Annotated in this window: 11 protein-coding genes; 2 read left to right on the forward strand and 9 right to left on the reverse strand. The window is 64.7% G+C overall.

Annotation, left to right across the window (positions count from 1 at the left end; all coding sequences use genetic code 11):
* Nucleotides 1–30 precede the first annotated feature (30 nt).
* From PAN31108_RS16520 to gspG, 9 genes are read right to left on the reverse strand one after another with little or no spacing between them, the layout of a single operon-like run.
* Nucleotides 31–558, reverse strand: a complete 528-nt coding sequence (locus tag PAN31108_RS16520) for a type II secretion system protein (RefSeq protein WP_370819670.1) — start codon at nucleotides 556–558, stop codon at nucleotides 31–33.
* Nucleotides 558–2,753: a secretin GspD/PilQ domain-containing protein gene (locus PAN31108_RS16525; RefSeq protein ID WP_150669910.1), complete on the reverse strand. Its 2,196-nt coding sequence runs from the start codon at nucleotides 2,751–2,753 to the stop codon at nucleotides 558–560. The genes PAN31108_RS16520 and PAN31108_RS16525 overlap by 1 nt, the downstream gene beginning before the upstream one ends.
* Nucleotides 2,750–3,409 carry a hypothetical protein gene (locus PAN31108_RS16530; protein ID WP_150669911.1) on the reverse strand — a complete coding sequence of 220 codons (660 nt, stop codon included), beginning with the start codon at nucleotides 3,407–3,409 and terminating at the stop codon, nucleotides 2,750–2,752. The genes PAN31108_RS16525 and PAN31108_RS16530 overlap by 4 nt, the downstream gene beginning before the upstream one ends.
* Nucleotides 3,406–4,011, reverse strand: coding sequence for a hypothetical protein (locus PAN31108_RS16535; RefSeq protein WP_150669912.1), 606 nt, complete (start codon nucleotides 4,009–4,011; stop codon nucleotides 3,406–3,408). The genes PAN31108_RS16530 and PAN31108_RS16535 overlap by 4 nt, the downstream gene beginning before the upstream one ends.
* Entirely contained in the window at nucleotides 3,987–4,550 is a 564-nt protein-coding gene (locus tag PAN31108_RS16540; protein ID WP_150669913.1) for a PilN domain-containing protein, read from the reverse strand. Before PAN31108_RS16540 ends, PAN31108_RS16535 begins: the two co-directional genes overlap by 25 nt.
* Entirely contained in the window at nucleotides 4,547–5,401 is an 855-nt protein-coding gene (locus PAN31108_RS16545) for a hypothetical protein (RefSeq protein ID WP_150669914.1), read from the reverse strand. Before PAN31108_RS16545 ends, PAN31108_RS16540 begins: the two co-directional genes overlap by 4 nt.
* Entirely contained in the window at nucleotides 5,394–7,067 is a 1,674-nt protein-coding gene (locus tag PAN31108_RS16550; RefSeq protein WP_150670005.1) for a GspE/PulE family protein, read from the reverse strand. Before PAN31108_RS16550 ends, PAN31108_RS16545 begins: the two co-directional genes overlap by 8 nt.
* Nucleotides 7,068–7,093: 26 nt before the next feature.
* Nucleotides 7,094–8,299, reverse strand: coding sequence for a type II secretion system F family protein (locus PAN31108_RS16555; protein WP_150669915.1), 1,206 nt, complete (start codon nucleotides 8,297–8,299; stop codon nucleotides 7,094–7,096).
* A gap of 31 nt (nucleotides 8,300–8,330) precedes the next feature.
* Nucleotides 8,331–8,789, reverse strand: a complete 459-nt coding sequence (gene gspG, locus PAN31108_RS16560; protein ID WP_150669916.1) for a type II secretion system major pseudopilin GspG — start codon at nucleotides 8,787–8,789, stop codon at nucleotides 8,331–8,333.
* Here gspG and PAN31108_RS16565 point away from each other — a divergent pair.
* Both PAN31108_RS16565 and PAN31108_RS16570 read left to right on the forward strand, forming a co-directional pair.
* Nucleotides 8,788–9,177, forward strand: coding sequence for a hypothetical protein (locus PAN31108_RS16565; protein ID WP_150669917.1), 390 nt, complete (start codon nucleotides 8,788–8,790; stop codon nucleotides 9,175–9,177). The two genes, gspG and PAN31108_RS16565, sit on opposite strands and share 2 nt — an antisense overlap.
* A 180-nt stretch (nucleotides 9,178–9,357) precedes the next feature.
* Entirely contained in the window at nucleotides 9,358–17,322 is a 7,965-nt protein-coding gene (locus tag PAN31108_RS16570; RefSeq protein ID WP_174995024.1) for a galactose-binding domain-containing protein, read from the forward strand.
* Nucleotides 17,323–17,638 lie beyond the last annotated feature (316 nt).

The following is a 17,638-nucleotide window of genomic DNA, read 5'->3' on the forward strand; positions in this document are numbered from 1 at the left end:
GGTGTGCACAGGGTCCACCGGGCGTGAGCGTCACCAGAGGCGATAAGGAACGCCGTTCAGGCTGACGCCCTGCGACAGCGTGTAGACGTCGTAAATGTCGTCGCCTTCGGCGGGCGTGTCGGGCGGGCTCGCGTAGCTTCGCTTGCCCCACGTCTGCGAGTTCGTGAGCGAATCGTCGTTGTTGAACGGGTCGCGCGGAATGCGTCGCAAAAAGTACTGGCGTTTGCGCTTCGGGTCGCGCATGTCGGGCACGCCCTGCACCAGAATTTCGAGCGAAGGGGGATAGCCGGTCTCCGTCGCCTTCTTTTCCATGTGACCGGTGTCCCAGGCGCGCTTGTAGGCGTCGATCGCCTGACGGATTTCGCGCAGATCACGCGCCAGTTCCTGCTCCTGCCGACGCTGCACGGCCAATTGCGAGACGGGGACCGCCAGTGCTGCCAGCATCGCCATGATGGCCAGCGTGACGAGCAATTCGATCAGCGTGAAGCCACGCTCACGCCCGCCGCAGGGGGGGCGTGCAGCGTGGCGCGAGCGAAGCGGTGCCCGGCGCATTCGCATCAGCGCGGTGCCGGTGCGCCACCGACGGGCACCGGTTGTTGCGAGGAGAGCGGCACCGGATCGCTGGTCGGACCGAGCACTGTGGTGGGCGTCGGCGCCGGCGCAGGCACCGGGTTGCCCGGCGGTGGGGGCACGGCGCCACCGGCCTGCGGGACGGCGGCGGGCGGCGGTAGCGGGGCTACCGGCGCGGCCGGCGCGGGCGTGGTCGGCGCGGCGGCGGCCGGTGCGCCATGCGACGCTTCGTACAGCGAGAGCCCGTTGGCCGACACGGCGGCGCCGCCGGCGCCCGACGTGGTCATCACCACTCCCGGCACGACGGTCGAGGTCTGCGGGCGCGGCGTGGCGTCCGGCAGCGCCGGTGCGGGGCGGCGACGGAAGTTGCCTTGCGTGCCGGACAGGAACTCGGTCGCGCTTTCCGCCGGGCGCGCCACATTGCGCACGATGTGCGGCGTGATCGACAGCACGATCTCCGTCTTCTTGTCGTTGTTGGTCGTGTTGCCGAACAGACGGCCGAGAATCGGGAAGTCGCCGAGACCCGGAATCTTGTTCCCCGACGTTTGCTCCTGATTGTTGAGCAAACCGGCGAGCACCTGATTCTCGCCGTCTTTCAACTGGAGAACGGTGGACGCCTGACGCGTGCCGATCTGGAACACCGTGCTGCCCGACTTCGTGACCGTCTGCGTGCCGAGGCTGCTGACTTCCATGGCAATGCGAATGCCGACCTGATCGTTCATGTAGACCGTCGGCTCGACGTTGAGCGTGAGGCCGACGTCGATGTAGCTCACGGATTCCGAGGCGAATGCCCCGACCCCCGCGCCCACGGTGGTCGAAATGACTGGCACCTTGTCGCCGATCAGAATCTTCGCCTTTTCTTTGTTGCGCACGCGAATGCGCGGATTGGCGAGGATATTCGTGTCGCCATCGGTCGCATTGAGGTTGATCGTGGCCGACGGATTGCCCACGCTCACGCTGTTTCGCGTGGGAGAGAGCAAATCGGCCAGCGTGAGGGCCGCACCGTTGCCCGCCGACGCCAGCGGTGAGAGCGTGACCTTGTCCGGCCACTGAATGCCGAGGTTCTGCAAGCGGGTACGCGTGATTTCGAGCACTTCCACATCGAGCACGACTTCCGGCTCGGCGCGATCCTGGAGCGCGACGATCTGCTCGGCGACCTTGATCGCCTCGGGCGTGTCGCGCACGATCACCGCATTGAGTTTCTCGTCGACGACGATATCGGTGGACTTGGTGAGCGTCTTGAGCGAGGCGGCGACCAGCTTGGCGTCGGCGTTGTTCAGGAAGAACGTGCGCACGACCATTTCCTTGTACTCGCGCACCTTGGCGGGCAGGTTCGGATAGATGAGCAACGTGTTGTTGTCCATCACCTGTTGCTCGAGCTGGTTGGTCACGAGCATGAAGTACAGCGCCTGTTCCACGGTGCTGTTGCGCAGCGAAATCGAGACCTTGGTATCCGTCTTCAGGTCTTTGTCGAACACGAAGTTCAGCCCCGAGCGCTGTGCGATGACCTGAAAGACCTGTCGCAGCGGTGCATCGCGGAACTCGATCGACAACGGCTGACGGAAGGCGTCGGAGAGTTCTGCGCTGAGCACTGGCTGGGCGGCGCGCGACTCCACTTCGGCGAGCATGGCGCGCGCGGCGTCGTTGTCGGGGCGCTCGCGAAGAATCTGTTCGAGTGTCTTTCGCGCGGCGTCGAAGCGTCGTTCGTCCATCGAAATCGACGCCTGCTTCATCATGTTCTGGTGACGCAGCAGGGCGTCGAGCGTGCGCAGATCGGTCTTCGCCTTCTCGTTGTTCGGGTCGAGATCGAGCACCCGCTTGAACCACGGCCTCGCGGCCTGATACTTGCCGGCCGTCATCTCCTTCTCGCCACTGGCGATGAAGTCCGTGAGCATTTTGTCGCGCGCGTTGAGATAAATCAGGCGGTACTCGCCATTCGCGGGATCGCGCTGACTCGCTTCCTGCAACTTCTTGAGCCCGGCTTCGGGCTGATCGTGCGCGATCAGATCGCGCCCGTCGCGCAGTGCCATTTGCGCGGCGCAACCGGACAACGCGACGAGCGCGAGTACCGCCGTGGCACGCCATACCGTGGCGCGGGTCGTGGCGAACGACCGGCGCGAGCGGGCCGCATGCGCCGACGGGGCGGCTTGGGACGAAGGGGGAGACACGACGGGCAACTTCACTGCGCGCCTCCGATATCCAACTCTTGCTGCTGGTTCATGGGGATGTAGATGAGCGACAGGCGAGGCGGCTTGATCGACTCGACGCGATACACGTCGTCGACGACCGAGTTCTCATGCACGATGAAGGTCTTTTCGCCGCGCGCCAGATAGACCTCCCACGCCCCGGCGGCCTGCGCCTTGCCGAGATACGTGAACGGCATGGGCGGCGCGGTCGGCGGCAGAGGCGCGACGGGCACGGGCGCGGAAGACGGCGCTGGCGGCGGCGGCCCCCAGTTCTGGCTGGCGAACAGGCGTTGCGAAGCGGCGGGGGAGCCGTCCGCGTCGATGAGATTCTCGCGAGGTGTCGGCGCAACGATGGACGACGCCCCGACGCTCGGCCCGCTGCCCGACACGAACGCGCGCACCTGCGCGAGCAATTCGCGCCGGGATGCGGCGAGGGCGTCGGCATCCGCGTCGCCACGCATGGGGGCGACCGCCATGGCGGCGCTCGCCGGCGTGGCGGGATGCGCACGCGTATGCGTGACGGGCGAGGCCGCCGAGACAGCCGGCGCGCCCGACGACGACGCATCGAGAAACGGCAGAAACGAAGGATCCACGAGCGCAGCCGCAACGCTCGCGGCGAGCGATCCCCACAAGAGCAGGCGACGCCGCGTCATGGGGCGCGCACCGGGCCGTCCCGGAGATAAAGCGTGAAGCGCACTTGCGCGCTCACGGCGGCGTCGCCGATCGCGTCGCGCTTGAAGTTGATGTCCTGCAAGGCGGCGAACGGCAGCGTCTTCAGCACTTCAAGGACGAAATGCCAGATGGCATCGTAGTTGCCCTTGAGCGGCAGCACGATCTGGCACGTGGCGACGTGCGCGGCGGTGTCGTAACCGTACTGGTACTCGCCTTGCTTGAGCGTGAGGCCGTTCTGCTTTGCCAGATCGAAAAACAGCTTGATGTGCAGGTCGTTCTGCCGACGGTTGCCGAGCGTTTCGAAGAATGCGAGAAGGCCGGCGTCGACAGGCGTCGGCGTCGGCGATGCGCCTGACGGGCGGCGCTTGCCCGTGACCGCTTCGGCGACAGGCGACGCCTCGTCGCGCGACAGCGAAAAACCGAACGTGCTGAGTGCGATCAGCGCGCACAGCAAGAGTGCGATTACGCCGGCCCGCGCCGCGCCCATGCGGGCCAGGGCGACGCGCGCGCGCAGCAGCGGCGCCGTCGGGCGGGCGGGCAGACGCGCGCCGAGCGCCGTCAGTGAGCGGCCGATACCGTCCATACGGCCTCCAGTACAAAGCGAATGGGACGGTTGATGTCCTGCTCGTTGATTTCGTGATGCGTCAATTGAACGTCGGAAAAGAAGGGCTGCTCGCGCAGCACCCGCAGGTAGATGATCATTTCGTCGGAGGACGTCGTTTCTGCCGTAATTCGCACGGCATGCCGGTTGACGTCGGGCGCGAGCGAGAGCAGCGCGACGTTCGCCATGGCGGAGGCGTCGAGTGCGTCGCGCAGTTCGCGCCATGGCAGATTGAGCGTGCGGGCGATGGCGTTGATGGCGTTCGCCTGCGTCACCGGCACCACGATCGGGGGTGTCGGGGGATGGGCGCGGGCGTGTGCCGCGTCACGTTCTGCGACACGCTGGGCAGCCGCTTGCCGTGCCTGCTCGCGTGCGTAGACCCGATAACCGAGACCCCCTGCCGCCGCGGCCATCACGACGGCGAGCGCCAGCACGGCGTACCAGCGCGGCGAGAGCTGTCGTAGTGTGCGCTGCCAGCTACGCGGCGCGAAATCGATGGCGATGTGTGTCATGCCTGTCATACCAGCGCCCCTCCCGTTGCGAGGATGTCGGTGGCTTGCCAGTCGTGCGCGTCGCGCGGGGCGACCGGCGACAGGGCGTTCAGATGCAGGGCGGCGAGCGTGACGCGACCATCGTCCGGTACCGCGCCGCACAGGTGCAGCGTCGTCGTTGGGGCTACGCCCATGAGCATGGCCGTGCGGCTCAGCGCCTGCGCGAGCCAGTGGACGTCGTGCGTCGCCGGTATCGTCACCTCGTGAATCGCTTGCAGATGCCGTCGTGTGCCGCTTGAGGCATTCATGCCCCCCATGACGCCTATGACGCCTATGCGCATCAGGTGGTCGTGCATCACGGCAAACCAGCCGGGCGCGCGGCACTGCCGCTGCCAGCGGTTCCATGCGCTCACGAACTGCGGCGCGATGCTCGTCACCGGAATGCGGCACGCCTGCGCGGTCACGATGAGCGTATCGACGAGCGCGCGCGGTAATGCCGCCGTGCAGAACGGACGTGCGACCTGCCAGTCCCCCGCGATCTGCCAAGGCTCGGGCGGTTGACCGAAGAGGTTGGCGAAGCGCAGCATGGCGGCGCCCTCGATATCGGACAGACGCGTGGCGCCGGCGGGCGGCGTGGTCATCCAAAGCCGTGCGAGGCGGTCGTCGAACACGATATCGAGCGTGGCGCGGCGCAGCGCGTGAGCGCCAAGCAGCTCGCGCACGGCGTCTTGCACGGCCGGCACGTAGGCGTCGCCGGTGAAGTCGCGCAGCGACGTGGCGCCGAGGACTCGCCATGTCTGCGTCTTTCGCTCGTGCAGCACCAGACTCGCCGCATCGCGCGACACGCCCAGATGCAAGGATTGCGCGCGCCAATCAAGCATTCGTCGTCACCCGCCGGACTTCTTCCAACGTGCTGTCACCTGCGCGCACCAGCATCAGCGCGGCGTGGCGCAGGCTGCGCGTGCCGTTCGCGTGTGCGGCCGCCTTGATCTGGCGGATCGGTCGCTTGTCCACGACCAGTTCGCGAAGTTCGTCGTTGAGCATCAGGATCTCGGCAATCGAGCGCCGTCCCTTGTAACCCGATCCCCGGCACTGCGAACAGCCGCGACCGCGCATGAAGCGGAAGTCGGCGACGTCCGCGCGGGTCAGGCCGACGCTGGCCAACTCCGCGTCGTCCGGTGTCGGGGCGTCTTCGCGGCAATGCGGACAGTTCACGCGCATGAGCCGCTGGGCCCAGATGCCGTTGAGCGCGGAGACGAACGCGTACGGATCGATCCCCATGTGGTTGAAGCGGCCGAACACGTCGAACACGTTGTTCGCGTGCACGGTGGTGAGCACCAGGTGGCCTGTCAGCGCGGATTGCACGGCGATTTCCGCCGTCTCGCGGTCGCGGATCTCGCCGACCATGATCTTGTCGGGGTCGTGACGCAGGATCGAGCGCAAGCCCTTCGCGAACGTCAGGCCCTTCTTCTCGTTGACGGGGATTTGCAGAATGCCCGGGAGCTGATACTCGACCGGATCTTCGATGGTGATGATCTTCTCGCGACCGTCGTGAATTTCGGTAAGCGCGGCGTACAGCGTGGTGGTCTTGCCCGAGCCGGTCGGCCCCGTCACGAGCAGCATGCCGTACGCTTCGCGCGCCAGCGCGCGCAGGCTCACGAGCGACGTGGGGTCGAAGCCGAGGGCTTCGAGCGTGAGCGCGCCGTACGCTTCGATCATGGCGCGCTTGTCGAGAATACGGATCACGGCGTCTTCGCCGTGAATGCTCGGCATGATCGATACCCGCAGGTCGATGTCGCGCCCGGCGGCCTCCACGCGGAAGCTGCCGTCCTGCGGAATGCGTCGCTCGGCGATATCGAGTTCCGCGAGCACTTTCAGACGCGAGATCGCCTGCTCAGCGAGATCGGTGCCACGTGCGGACGCCGCGTGATCGAGCACGCCGTCCACACGATACTTGATCGCCAGACCCGTGGCCGTGCTTTCGAGGTGAATGTCGGACGCGCCGGCCTTGAGCGCATCGTAAAGCGTCGAGTTGACGAGCTTGACCGCCGGACTCGCTCCCTCGGCCACACTCGCGAACGACAGGCGCGTCGACGTGCGGTCGTTGCCCGCGGCGTCTGCGTCGCCCGAGACCACATGATCGATGGCCCTGGCCGTCTCCTCCTGCTTGGCGAGATACGCGTGGAGGTCGTCGGTCAACGCCAGCGCAAAGGGCAACGGGGCAGGGGTGGCGGCGCGCGCGCCCAGCCAGACCCGCAAGTCCAGATCGAACGGATCGCTGACGACGCCTACGAGCACCCCGTCCACGCGAGAGAGCAGGGCGCAATGGCGCTGCAACGACTGCGAGAGCGGCACGATGTCGAACGCCGGTTTCGCGGCGAGCATGTCGTTCAGGTCCATCACCGGCAAACCCAACTGCGTGCCGAGCGCGAGCGCGACATCGCGCGCATCGCCACCGGTGAGCGATTGCAGCGCCGTGATGAAGTCCTGCCCGGTGTCGCGCCGGATTTCGCGGGCGCGTGCCACTTGCGCTGCATCGATGAGCATGTCGGCAGGGCTGAGGTCGAGCGTGCTCACGAGAGATCTCCCGCCAGATCGAAGATCGGCATGTAAAGCAGAATCACGATGGCGCCGACAACCAGACCGATGGCCGCCATGAGCACCGGTTCGAACGAGCGCGTGAAGCGGTCGATCCAGCGATCGATTTCGCCGTCGTAGAAAGCGGCCGACTGCGTGAGCATCGGACCCATTTCGCCGGTGCGCTCGCCCACGCGCAGCATGCGCAGCGAAATCGGCGTGGTCAGTCCGGCCGTCTCGAACGCGGTGGACAGCGGCGTGCCGGCGTCGACGCTCGCCGACGCCGCGCCGAGCGCCGCGCGCAGATTGACGGACGCCATGGGCTGTACGGTGGCGAGTGCGCGCAGGATCGTGATGCCGCCTTCGAGCAGCATGCCGAGCGTGAGATACACGCGCGCCAGTTCATAAATGCGTACGCGCTCACGCAGCACGGGAATGCGCGAGAGCAGCAGTACGACGCCGCCACGGCTTTGCAGACGCCGCCAGAGCAGGATCAGTGTCAGCACGATAGCGCCCTGCGCCGCGAGAAAAAGGGTGGTGTGCGCGCTCACCAGTTGCCCGAAGTCGAGCATGAGTTGCGAGGCGAACGGCAGTTGACGCCCTGCGCCCTGGTACACCTCGGCAAAGCGCGGCACGACGTACATCATCAGGAAGAAACTCACCGCACCGCCCACCGACATGAGAATGCATGGATAAATGGCAGCGCTCACAACCTTGTTGCGTACGCTGTCCACACGTTGCTGATAGTCGACGTAGCGGGCGAGCGACCGTGGCAGGTCGCTCGTGCCCTCGGCCGCCTGCACGATGCCGACGTAAAGGGGCGGGAAGATGCGCGGTTGCTCGGCGAGCGCGGCGGAAAAGCGTTTGCCCGCCGACAGGCTCTCGAGCAGCCGGTGCAGGCATTCGCGAACACCGGGGTTGCTCTCCTTCTCGTGCAACGCCTGAAGCGACTCGACGACACCGAGCCCGGCGTTGATAAGGGCGAGCAACTCCTGACTGAAGAGCACCAGCGAGAGCTTCCTGGCGCTGGCGCCGCCCTTGCGGCTGCCCAGACGAAGCGGCGACATGCGCACGGCGCGCACTTCGCTCACGAAGCGGCCGTCGTCCTGTGCGCGGCGGCGGGCGTCCTCGGGGCTGTCCGCCTCGATACGAATCGTCTCAATCGTCCCCTGCGGGCCGATCGTGCGAACGTCGAAATGCATGCGTCGGTCGGTGTGGCGACAGTGTTCGCGCTTACTGCGAGACGATGTCGGCGTCGTCGCCGGTGCCGCCGGGCTGGCCGTCGCGGCCGTAGGACATGACTTCGTACTCGCCCTTCGTGGCGGGCGACGTGTACTGATACGGATGGCCCCACGGGTCGAGCGGAATCGCCTTTTGCAGGTACGGACCGTTCCATGCCTGGCCGGCGGATGTCGGCGCGACCATCAGGGCGTTCAGGCCTTCGGCCGTCGTCGGATACCGGCCCACGTCGAGACGGTAGGCGTCGAGCGACTTGGTAAAGGCGTCGATTTGCGCTTTGGCCACCGTCACTTCGGATTTTCGCAATTGCGCAAAATACTTCGGCCCCACGTAAGCCGCGAGCAGGCCGATGATCACCACGACCACCAGCAATTCGAGCAGCGTGAAACCTCGCTGAGCGCGACGTTGACTGAAGGCGGAAGCGCGACGGCGGGCGGACGGGCTGAGTTTCATGACGCGTGGGCTCGAAGTGGATATAACGGCGGATCGTTCGGCGAAGTCCACGACGCAAACCAAAAAAGCGTCCGAAAATCGACGAGCGCATCCGGGCCGAACACAATGCGGCCGCGAGCATCATCGTGGAATTGCGAAGAGGCGGGAAGATGTGAATCCCTCAGCATTGAATTGCAAAAAATTCAGTGCCGAGGCGCGCGAAGAAGACAGGCTTCCGAATGTCTTCGCGCATTTACCGGGTGGTGGGTGGTTTGTCCTACAGCGCAAATTTGAGGATTGTTGCGCTGCACCCAAACTTGCCTTGTCGGCGCTGGCGCTGCGGGGATTTCACGGTTTTGGTGCTTGCGCACTCGGCGTCTCGCGAGGTCGTTCAAATGAAAACGACTAATGACACTCGTGAAAATTTCGCCGCGCAAAGCCAACTTAGTATTGCGCCCGAAGTGGGTAAGACCACTGTAACTCGTTCGGAGTTCAATCTAACCGTCGACGTTTTTCGAACGCATCTCACGCTTGCTCGGGATGACGGGAGCGAATGTTGCACGGGTTCATTCGGAACCACAATGACGAAATGAGAAATCGACACTCATTAGCGTGGACATGCGCCGGGCTTCTGCTCGCGTGGATGTTCCTGATGGCGGGCACAGCCACGCCACAGACGAACGCGGGAGCGGCGCCGATACCCATACCGGCGTCAGGACGCGTAAAGATCAATCTCGGAGCCACCCCCTGGAAGTTCCAGGCAGACGACTCCACTGCCTATGCGCAACCGGGGTTCGACGACTCCGGCTGGAAAAACGTAGGGATTCCGCACTCGATGAACGAGAACAACATGTTCTCGAACACGCAGAGCGGTGGCGATGTGCCCAACGGGCGCGGCTGGTATCGCAAACACCTCAAGCTCGACAAGTCCTACGCTGGCCGCAAGGTCATCATCGAGTTCGAAGGCGCGCACATGGCCGCGCAGGTCTATGTCAACGGCACGCCGGTCAAGGGCAGCAGCGTTCGCAGCCCCGACGCCACGCACGTGGTCGGCTTCCTGCCGTTCGCCATCGACATCACCAACATGGTGACGGCCGACGGCGTGACCGATAACGTGATCGCGGTACGTGTGGCCGCCAACGGCGACTGGTTCCAGGATCCGGACTTCTCGGGCGCGTTCCGCTTCGGTCAGGGCGACACGGGTATTTTCCGCCCGGTCTACCTGTACATCACCGATCCGGTGCACATCCCGCTGAACGACTACCCTGTCATGCAAACGTGGGGGACACACGTCTCGACCGTGAGCATCGACAGCCCGGCCACCGATGGCTCGGGCACGGCGGCGTCGGCGAACATCCAGATCGAAACGAACGTGCTCAACGAGTCGGGCGCTGCGCAGACCGCACAGGTCACTACGCAGATCGTCGACGCGTCGGGCAAGGTCGTGCAGCAGGCGAAGGACGATGTGGTCCTGCCGCCGAACGCCGGCCCGGGTTATCACCCGACGCTCGTTCGCCAGAATCTGGTCGTCGACCACCCGACGCTCTGGTATCCGAACAACGTGCCGCGTGGCCGCCCGTACATGTACCGTGTGTTCCACATGGTCAGCGTGGGCGGTGTCGTGGTCGATGCGACGGAAAGCCCGCTGGGTATCCGCCTGATCACCTGGGATAACAACTTCCCGAGCATCAACGGCTATCCGACCCACCTGTGGGGCGCTTCGGGCCGCTACGACTATCCGGGTCTCGGCACGGCCGTGCCGGAAGAGCAGCAGTGGCGCGATCTGCGTTTGCTGGCCGATGCCGGCGGCAATCTCTATCGTCCGGGCCACTCGTCGTCGAGCCCCGAATTCCTCAGCGCGGCCGACGCGTTGGGGATTTTCGTCGTGCAGCCGAGCGGCGACGGCGAAAACGGCTTCAACGAGTGCTACCAGCTCTCGGCGCCGACGGCGGATTGCCCGCAGAACAAGATCGACAAGTACGCGCTGAAGCTCGAGCTGCATCGCGACATGATCGTTCGCGACCGCAACAACCCGTCCGTGCTGGCCTGGGAAGCGAACAACGGCATCATGAACACCTCGTTCGCGCCGCTGCTCGCCGCCATCGGCCGTCAGTGGGATCCGGTCAACACGCGTGCGCAGGCGGACCGTACGCCGAACGCGCTCAACGGCGACATCCTGAGCTGCTCGCGTCAGGGTTGTGAAGTCGGCGTGAAAAACCAGTTCCCGAACAAGCCGGCCTGGTCCGCCGAATACTGGGGTCGTGGCGAGTTCCGCGAGAACTACGACTTCGAAATGGATCAGGTGGCGTCGTTCCTGAACGACTGGCGCAGCGGTGTTCTGGTCAACGCTTTCGGTATCGCTCACTGGTATCTGGCGGATACGCCGGGTGAAGACAGCTACTACTGGAGCGGCAAGACCTACGATCCGAAGCTCAACCCGACCGGTCCGATGGTTCGCTCGCTGGGCGAATCGATGACCGACGGCAACCGCTTCCCGCGTCTGCTGTACTACGCGTATCAAGCCGCGTGGACGCCGTTCTCGATCAAGCCGGTGGTGCACCTTGCCAACACGTGGAACCGCAGCGGTCCGGTGCGCGTGAACGTGTTCAGCAACTGCCCGGCCGTGCGTCTCGTCGTGAACGACGTGGTGCAGGGCGCCGATCAGAAGCCGAACAACCTCTCGACGTCGACCGACAATTCCGCCGGCACGACCACGGGTCTCGTGGGGCAGGCGCACTGGGATGACGTGGTCGCCACCAGCGGCCACATCCAGGCGCTGTGCGTGGACGGTTTCGGCGCGCAAGTGACGTACAACGGCAAGGCGGTGCTCGACGAGCAGTTCACGGCCGGCGCGCCCGATCACATCGTGCTGTCGGTGGTGCCGGAAGTCCTTCGTCCGAACGGTCAGTCGTTCCAGGTCACGGCCAACGGCTCCGACGCCGTGTTCGTGACGGCGATGGTCGTCGATGCGAAGGGCGTGGTCGTGCCGAACGCTTCGAACCTCATCACGTTCTCGGTCGATAACACGGCGGTCGCAAACTATCGCGGCGGCTGGGATCACATCGTGACGATGGACAAGCCGGCGAGCTATCACTCGCCGGGCGATCACGAACTCGCCGCCGAAGGCGGTCTGACGCGTATCGCGATTCGCAGCACGTTCCAGACGGGCCATGTGAACGTCACGGCAACGTCGCCGGGGCTGGGCAGCGGTGCGGTCGGTTACGACGTGCAGCCTGCTGTCGTCGTGCCGGTGCAAGCCGCCACTTCGGCGCCGCAAATCGTGGTGCAGCCGGCCAGCCAGCAGGTCAGCGTCGGTCAGCCCGCTCACTTCGATGTGACGGTCTCGGGTGCCGCGCCCATGCAGTTCCAGTGGCAGCGCGACCATCAGGACATCCCGGGTGCGACGAGCAGCAGCCTCGATACGGCCGCCGCGTCGTCTGACGACAATGGCCATGTCTACGGCGTGCGCGTGCGCAACGGTGTTGGTGTCGTCACGTCGAACGACGCGGTGCTGTCGGTGATCCCGGCACGCGCGGTGACGATCGATACGCCGCCCGCCGCTCAGACGGTGTTCGTCGGCCAGACGGCCACGTTCAGCGTCGCGGTGACCGGCTCGCCGGTGATCGAGTACCAGTGGTTCCGTAACGACGTCGCCATCGACGGTGCCAAGTCGGCGACCTACACCACCCCGGTGCTGGGTCCGGACGACGACGGCGCGATGTTCAAGGTGTCCGTCAAGAACCCGCTGGCGCAGGTGACGTCGTCCCCGGTGGCCCTCAAGGTCAACGCGGCGACCGCGCCGACGATCACGACCCCGCCGGCCAACACGGTGGCGATGCTCAACCAGAGCGCGGCCTTCACGGTCGTGGCAGACGGTTCGAAACCCCTGCATTACCTGTGGAGCGGCCCGACGGGCGTAGTGGGCGGCGACTCGCCGACCCTCACGATCGACGCCGTCGCCCCGAAGGATCTGGGCAAGTACACGGTGACCGTGTCGAACGCGTCCGGCAAGAGTGTGACGAGCGATCCGGCAACGCTGAGCCAGGCCGCACCGGGTGTGAACCTGGCGCAGGGCAAGCGCGCGTTCGCCAGCAGCTATCAGGATATTCAAGGCATGCCGGCGAGCAACGTGACCGACGGCAACGTCAGTTCGCGCTGGAGTTCGGATCAGAAGGATGGCGACAATGCATCGATCACGGTCGACCTCGGCGCGCCGATGCCGATCAACCGCATGATCCTGCGTTGGGAAGCCGCTTACGCCAGCTCGTATCGCATCGAAGTGTCGAACGACAACGTTCAGTACACGAAGGCCTACGAATCGCCGGCTGGTTTCAGCGGTGGTGTGGACGATTTCACGTTCCCGCTCGTGACCGCACGCTATGTCCGGATGGTCGGTCAGAAGCGCGCGAGTGCCTACGGTTACTCGCTGTATGAAGTCGAGGTCTACAACGTACCGAACTGTAACGACGGCGGTCTTTACACCAACGAACGTTACACGGTGCTCAGCCCGGGCGAGGCGCAGGACAAGGCCAGCACGCTGATCTGGAATCGCAAGCAGTACGCGACGACGGATCCGAACCACCAGTTCACCCAACTGGCGGCGGCCGACTACTGTGCAGCACAAGGCAAGCGCCTGCCGACGCGCGACGAAGCATTGTCGATCGCCGGCAACAACAGCGCCGCGTGCGCCTTCCCGGAGAAGTGGACGACCTGGACGTCGACGCTCCTCACCACCGACCCGCGTCAGGCTTACCTGATCACGTCGGCCGGTGAAGACCGTCAGGGTCTGATCGACAACGCGCCGGGCTGGGTGCTGTGCGTGGCGGGTACGGCGCAAGTGACGCCGCCGACGGTGACGGTGCAGCCGGCTGACGTGAGCGCAACGCGCGGTACGTCGGCACACTTCGGCCTCGGTATCAACGGCTCGGTTCCGCTCACGTTCAAGTGGTATCGCGTGGCGAAGGCGGGCGAGACCTCGGATACGCTGGTCTACACGTCGTCGGAGCCGATCTACGACACGCCGGCGCTCAAGCAGGAAGATGACGGCACGCAGTTCTACGTCATCGCCAGCAACGCCGCGGGCAGCGTCACGAGCCAGAAGTTCAAGCTCACGGTCACGGCACCCCAGCAGAATCCGGGCGGCAACGACCCGCAAGTGCCGCCGCCGACGATCGTCACGCCGCCGGTGAGCCAGTCGGCATCCATTGGCAAGACGGCAACGTTTACGGTCAGCGCGACCGGCAACGGCACGCTGTCGTACCAGTGGTACCGCGATGGCGCGCTGATCGACGGCGCCGTGTCGGCGAGCTACACCACGCCGGCCGTCAAGCTGGAGGACAACGGTGCGCAATTCACCGTGCTTGTCAGCGCCGGCGGTGCAAGCAAGCTGAGCGACGGTGCAACGCTCAATGTCGTGGATGGCGTGCCGTCCAACGACACGAACCTGGCGCTGAACAAGACGGTGACGTCGACGCCGGTGGAAAACCCGAACTTCGGTGCTGCCACCAACGTGAACGATGGCGACATCAACACGCGCTGGTCGTCGCTGTTCCTGGACAACCCGGACGCCGACAAGGCCAACATCACGATCGACCTCGGTAAGTCGCAAGCGGTCAATCTGGTGCGCCTGAAGTGGGAGCGCGCTTATGGCAAGCAGTATCTGATTCAGGTCTCCGACACCGGCAACGATGGTGACTGGAAGACGGTCTACACCCAGAATACGGGCCGTGGCGGTACGGAAAACCTGTCGTTCCAGACGGTCTCCGCCCGTTATGTCCGCATGCAGGGTGTGAAGCGTGCAACGGAGTACGGCTTCTCGCTGTTCGAGTTCGAAGTCTATGGTCCGCAACTGAGTTTCGATCAGCAGCCGCAGCCGCAAACCGTGCAAGTGGGCCAGTCGGCACACTTCTCGGTGTCGGTGATCGGTGCGTCGAACCTGTCGTACACGTGGTTCCGTAACGGCCAGCAAGTGGCGGTGACGGCCAACCCGTCGTACGACACGCCGGCGGCAACGCTGGCCGACGACGGTGCGCAGTACGGTGTGGTGGCCGATGACGGTAACTCGAACATCACCAGCGCGCCGGCGAAGCTGACGGTCACCCCGGCGCCGGTCGGTGGTGGTAATGGCAACACCGGTGTCCCGCCGCAAGGCGGCACCGGTGACGGTGGCAATGGTGGTAATGGCGGTAATGGTGGCAACGGTAGCGACGGCAACAACGGCGCTACCGCTGTGAACCTGGCACTTGGCAAGCGAGTTTCCGCCAGCGGTGCCGAAAACCCGCAGGGCACGCCTGCGACCAACGCGGTCGACGGCAACGCCGACTCGCGCTGGTCGTCGGACTTCAACGACAACGCATGGATCGCCGTCGATCTGGGTGCCCCTACCCAGATCTCGGAAGTTCAGTTGCGTTGGGAGCGTGCTTACGGCGCTGCGTACGAGATCCAGGTCTCGGACGATGGCAACACGTGGCGTAAGGTCGGCGGCCAGTCCGCCGGACAGGGGGGCACGGAGCAGGTGTCGTTCGCGCCGCTCACCACGCGCTTCGTGCGCATGGCCGGCAAGCAACGTGCGACGCCTTACGGCTACTCGCTGTTCGAGTTCGAAGTGTACGGCCCGGCCGGCGGTACCGTTCCGGTGAACAATCCGGCAACGGAAACCCCGACCGATAGCAATGGTGCTAACGGCAACCTGGCGAAGGGCAAGTCGGTCTTCGCGAGCGGCGCCGAGAACGACGGCACGCCGGCACGCTTCGCGGTGGACGGCATTTCGACTACGCGCTGGTCGTCGGACTTCAACGACAACGCGTGGCTCGCCGTCGATCTGGGGGCTGCGGTGCCGGTGTCGAAGGTGGTGTTGCGCTGGGAGCATGCTTACGGCGCGGCGTATGAGATTCAGGTATCGAACGACAACCAGAACTGGACGCGTGTGGCTTCGCAGCCGAACGGCCAGGGCGGTGTCGAGACCGTCTCGTTCGCAACCACGTCGGCGCGTTACGTGCGCATGGCGGGCGTCAAGCGCGCGTCGCCGTACGGTTACTCGCTGTTCGAGTTTGAAGTGTACGGCCCGACGGACGGCAGCACGCCGCCGCCCCCGCCGCCGTTGCCCGTGATCTCCGGCCAGCCGGCCAGCGTCACGGTGCAGCAGGGTCAGACGGCTCACTTCGCTGTCGCGGTCGCCAACCCGGACGGGGTGACGTATCGCTGGCGTCGTGGTGGCGACCTGATTCCTGGCGCCAATGCTTCGACGTATGACACGCAACCCACGACGGCCGCCGACAACGGCGCGACGTTTACGGTCGACGTGAGCAACTCGGCCGGTCAGACGGTGACCTCCTCGGCGGCAACGCTGACGGTGACGCCGCCGCCGGTGACGGGCGATCCGGGCAACCCGCCGGATGGCGGCACCATCCCGAACTATCCGATCTATCCGAATCAGGTCGGCGTCGAACTTCGCAACAACACGAAGGGCGCTTACACGGACGATCAGATCTACGTGGCGGTGATCGCGCATGATCCGGCAAACAACGGTCGTTTCGTGTATCTGAAGGCCGACGGCACGATCGTGCCGATGGCGGTCGCAGACAACGATGCGCCGGGGCACCTCACGAAGAACGGACAGAACTTCAGTAACTACTTCTTCACGCTGGCACAGGCGAAGCAGTTGAAGTTCCCGAAGATCTTCGGCGCTCGCGCGTTCGTGGCACTCGGCTCGCCGTTGTACATCAAGGTCAATCAGGATGCGGCCGGCAACCTCGGCTTTGCGGGTCCCGACCTGCGCAACCCGACTGACCCCAACATCGACGTGCTCTTCGACTGGTATGAATTCACGTACGGCGACAACGGTATGTGGTTCAACAACACGCAGGTCGACCAGTTCGGCTTCCCGCTGACGGAAGACCTGTATGGCAGCAACCGTACGACGCACGTACGCTCGGGTATCACCGAGTCGCGCGCTTCGATCTTCGCTGCCTACCAGAAGGAAGTGCCGCCGGAGTTCCTGCCGAGCAACCCGTCGCCGCTGCGCATCGCCGCACCGAGCAAGGGTGGTTTCGACGCGGGACAACCGAACGGCAAGTACTTCGATGCTTACATCGACAGCATGTGGGAGTACTACCGTACGCACACGCTGACGCTGTTGATGTGGGGTAATGCACGCAAGTTTGTTGGCCAGACGGTCGGCGATCAGCTTGTATTCACCGAAATCGATCAGGGCAATGGCGCCTTTGTGGGCGGCAAGTACTACGTGAACCATCCGAACACGCAGGACATGCTCGAAGCGAAGGGTCCGCTGGCCTCCGGCAATGCGACGGAGCTGGCGATCGAAGCCCAGGTGGCCGCAGCACTGAACCGCCACATCATGGAAGACGACACGCAGTGGGCAGCCCCGTCGTCGGCCTGGTATGCGAAGGCGCCTTACAACGCCTACGCGAAGTTCTGGCATGACCACAGCATCGATCGTAAGGCCTATGGCTTCTCCTACGATGACGTGGCGGACCAAAGCTCTACGCTGGTCTCGCCGTCGCCGGAGTACCTGATTCTGGGTATCGGCTTCTGACGATTTGACGTTGTGACGTGAAATGGCGACGGGATGCGCAGTACGGCATCCCGTCGTTTTTCATGTCCGATCGATATCGGAGTGCTACCGAACCGGCGGTCGTCCCGGCGTCGGGCGTCGGCGTTGCGTTTGAATTTCTGTCGCAAATAGACGACGCGATATACAGGCGGAATATTGCGTGGTTTTTCTCGTGAAACGCCCGTTGGCCGCATGATCTGGTCATCTATACGAGGATGAGCGGCATTGCGGCTGGTATTGAGACGAATTTCAAATAATTTTTATTCTTTGTCTTCTTGGACTTGTGAATAATGTGGAA

Origin of the sequence: Pandoraea anhela (genome assembly GCF_902459655.1) — a bacterium.
Classification (GTDB): domain Bacteria; phylum Pseudomonadota; class Gammaproteobacteria; order Burkholderiales; family Burkholderiaceae; genus Pandoraea; species Pandoraea anhela.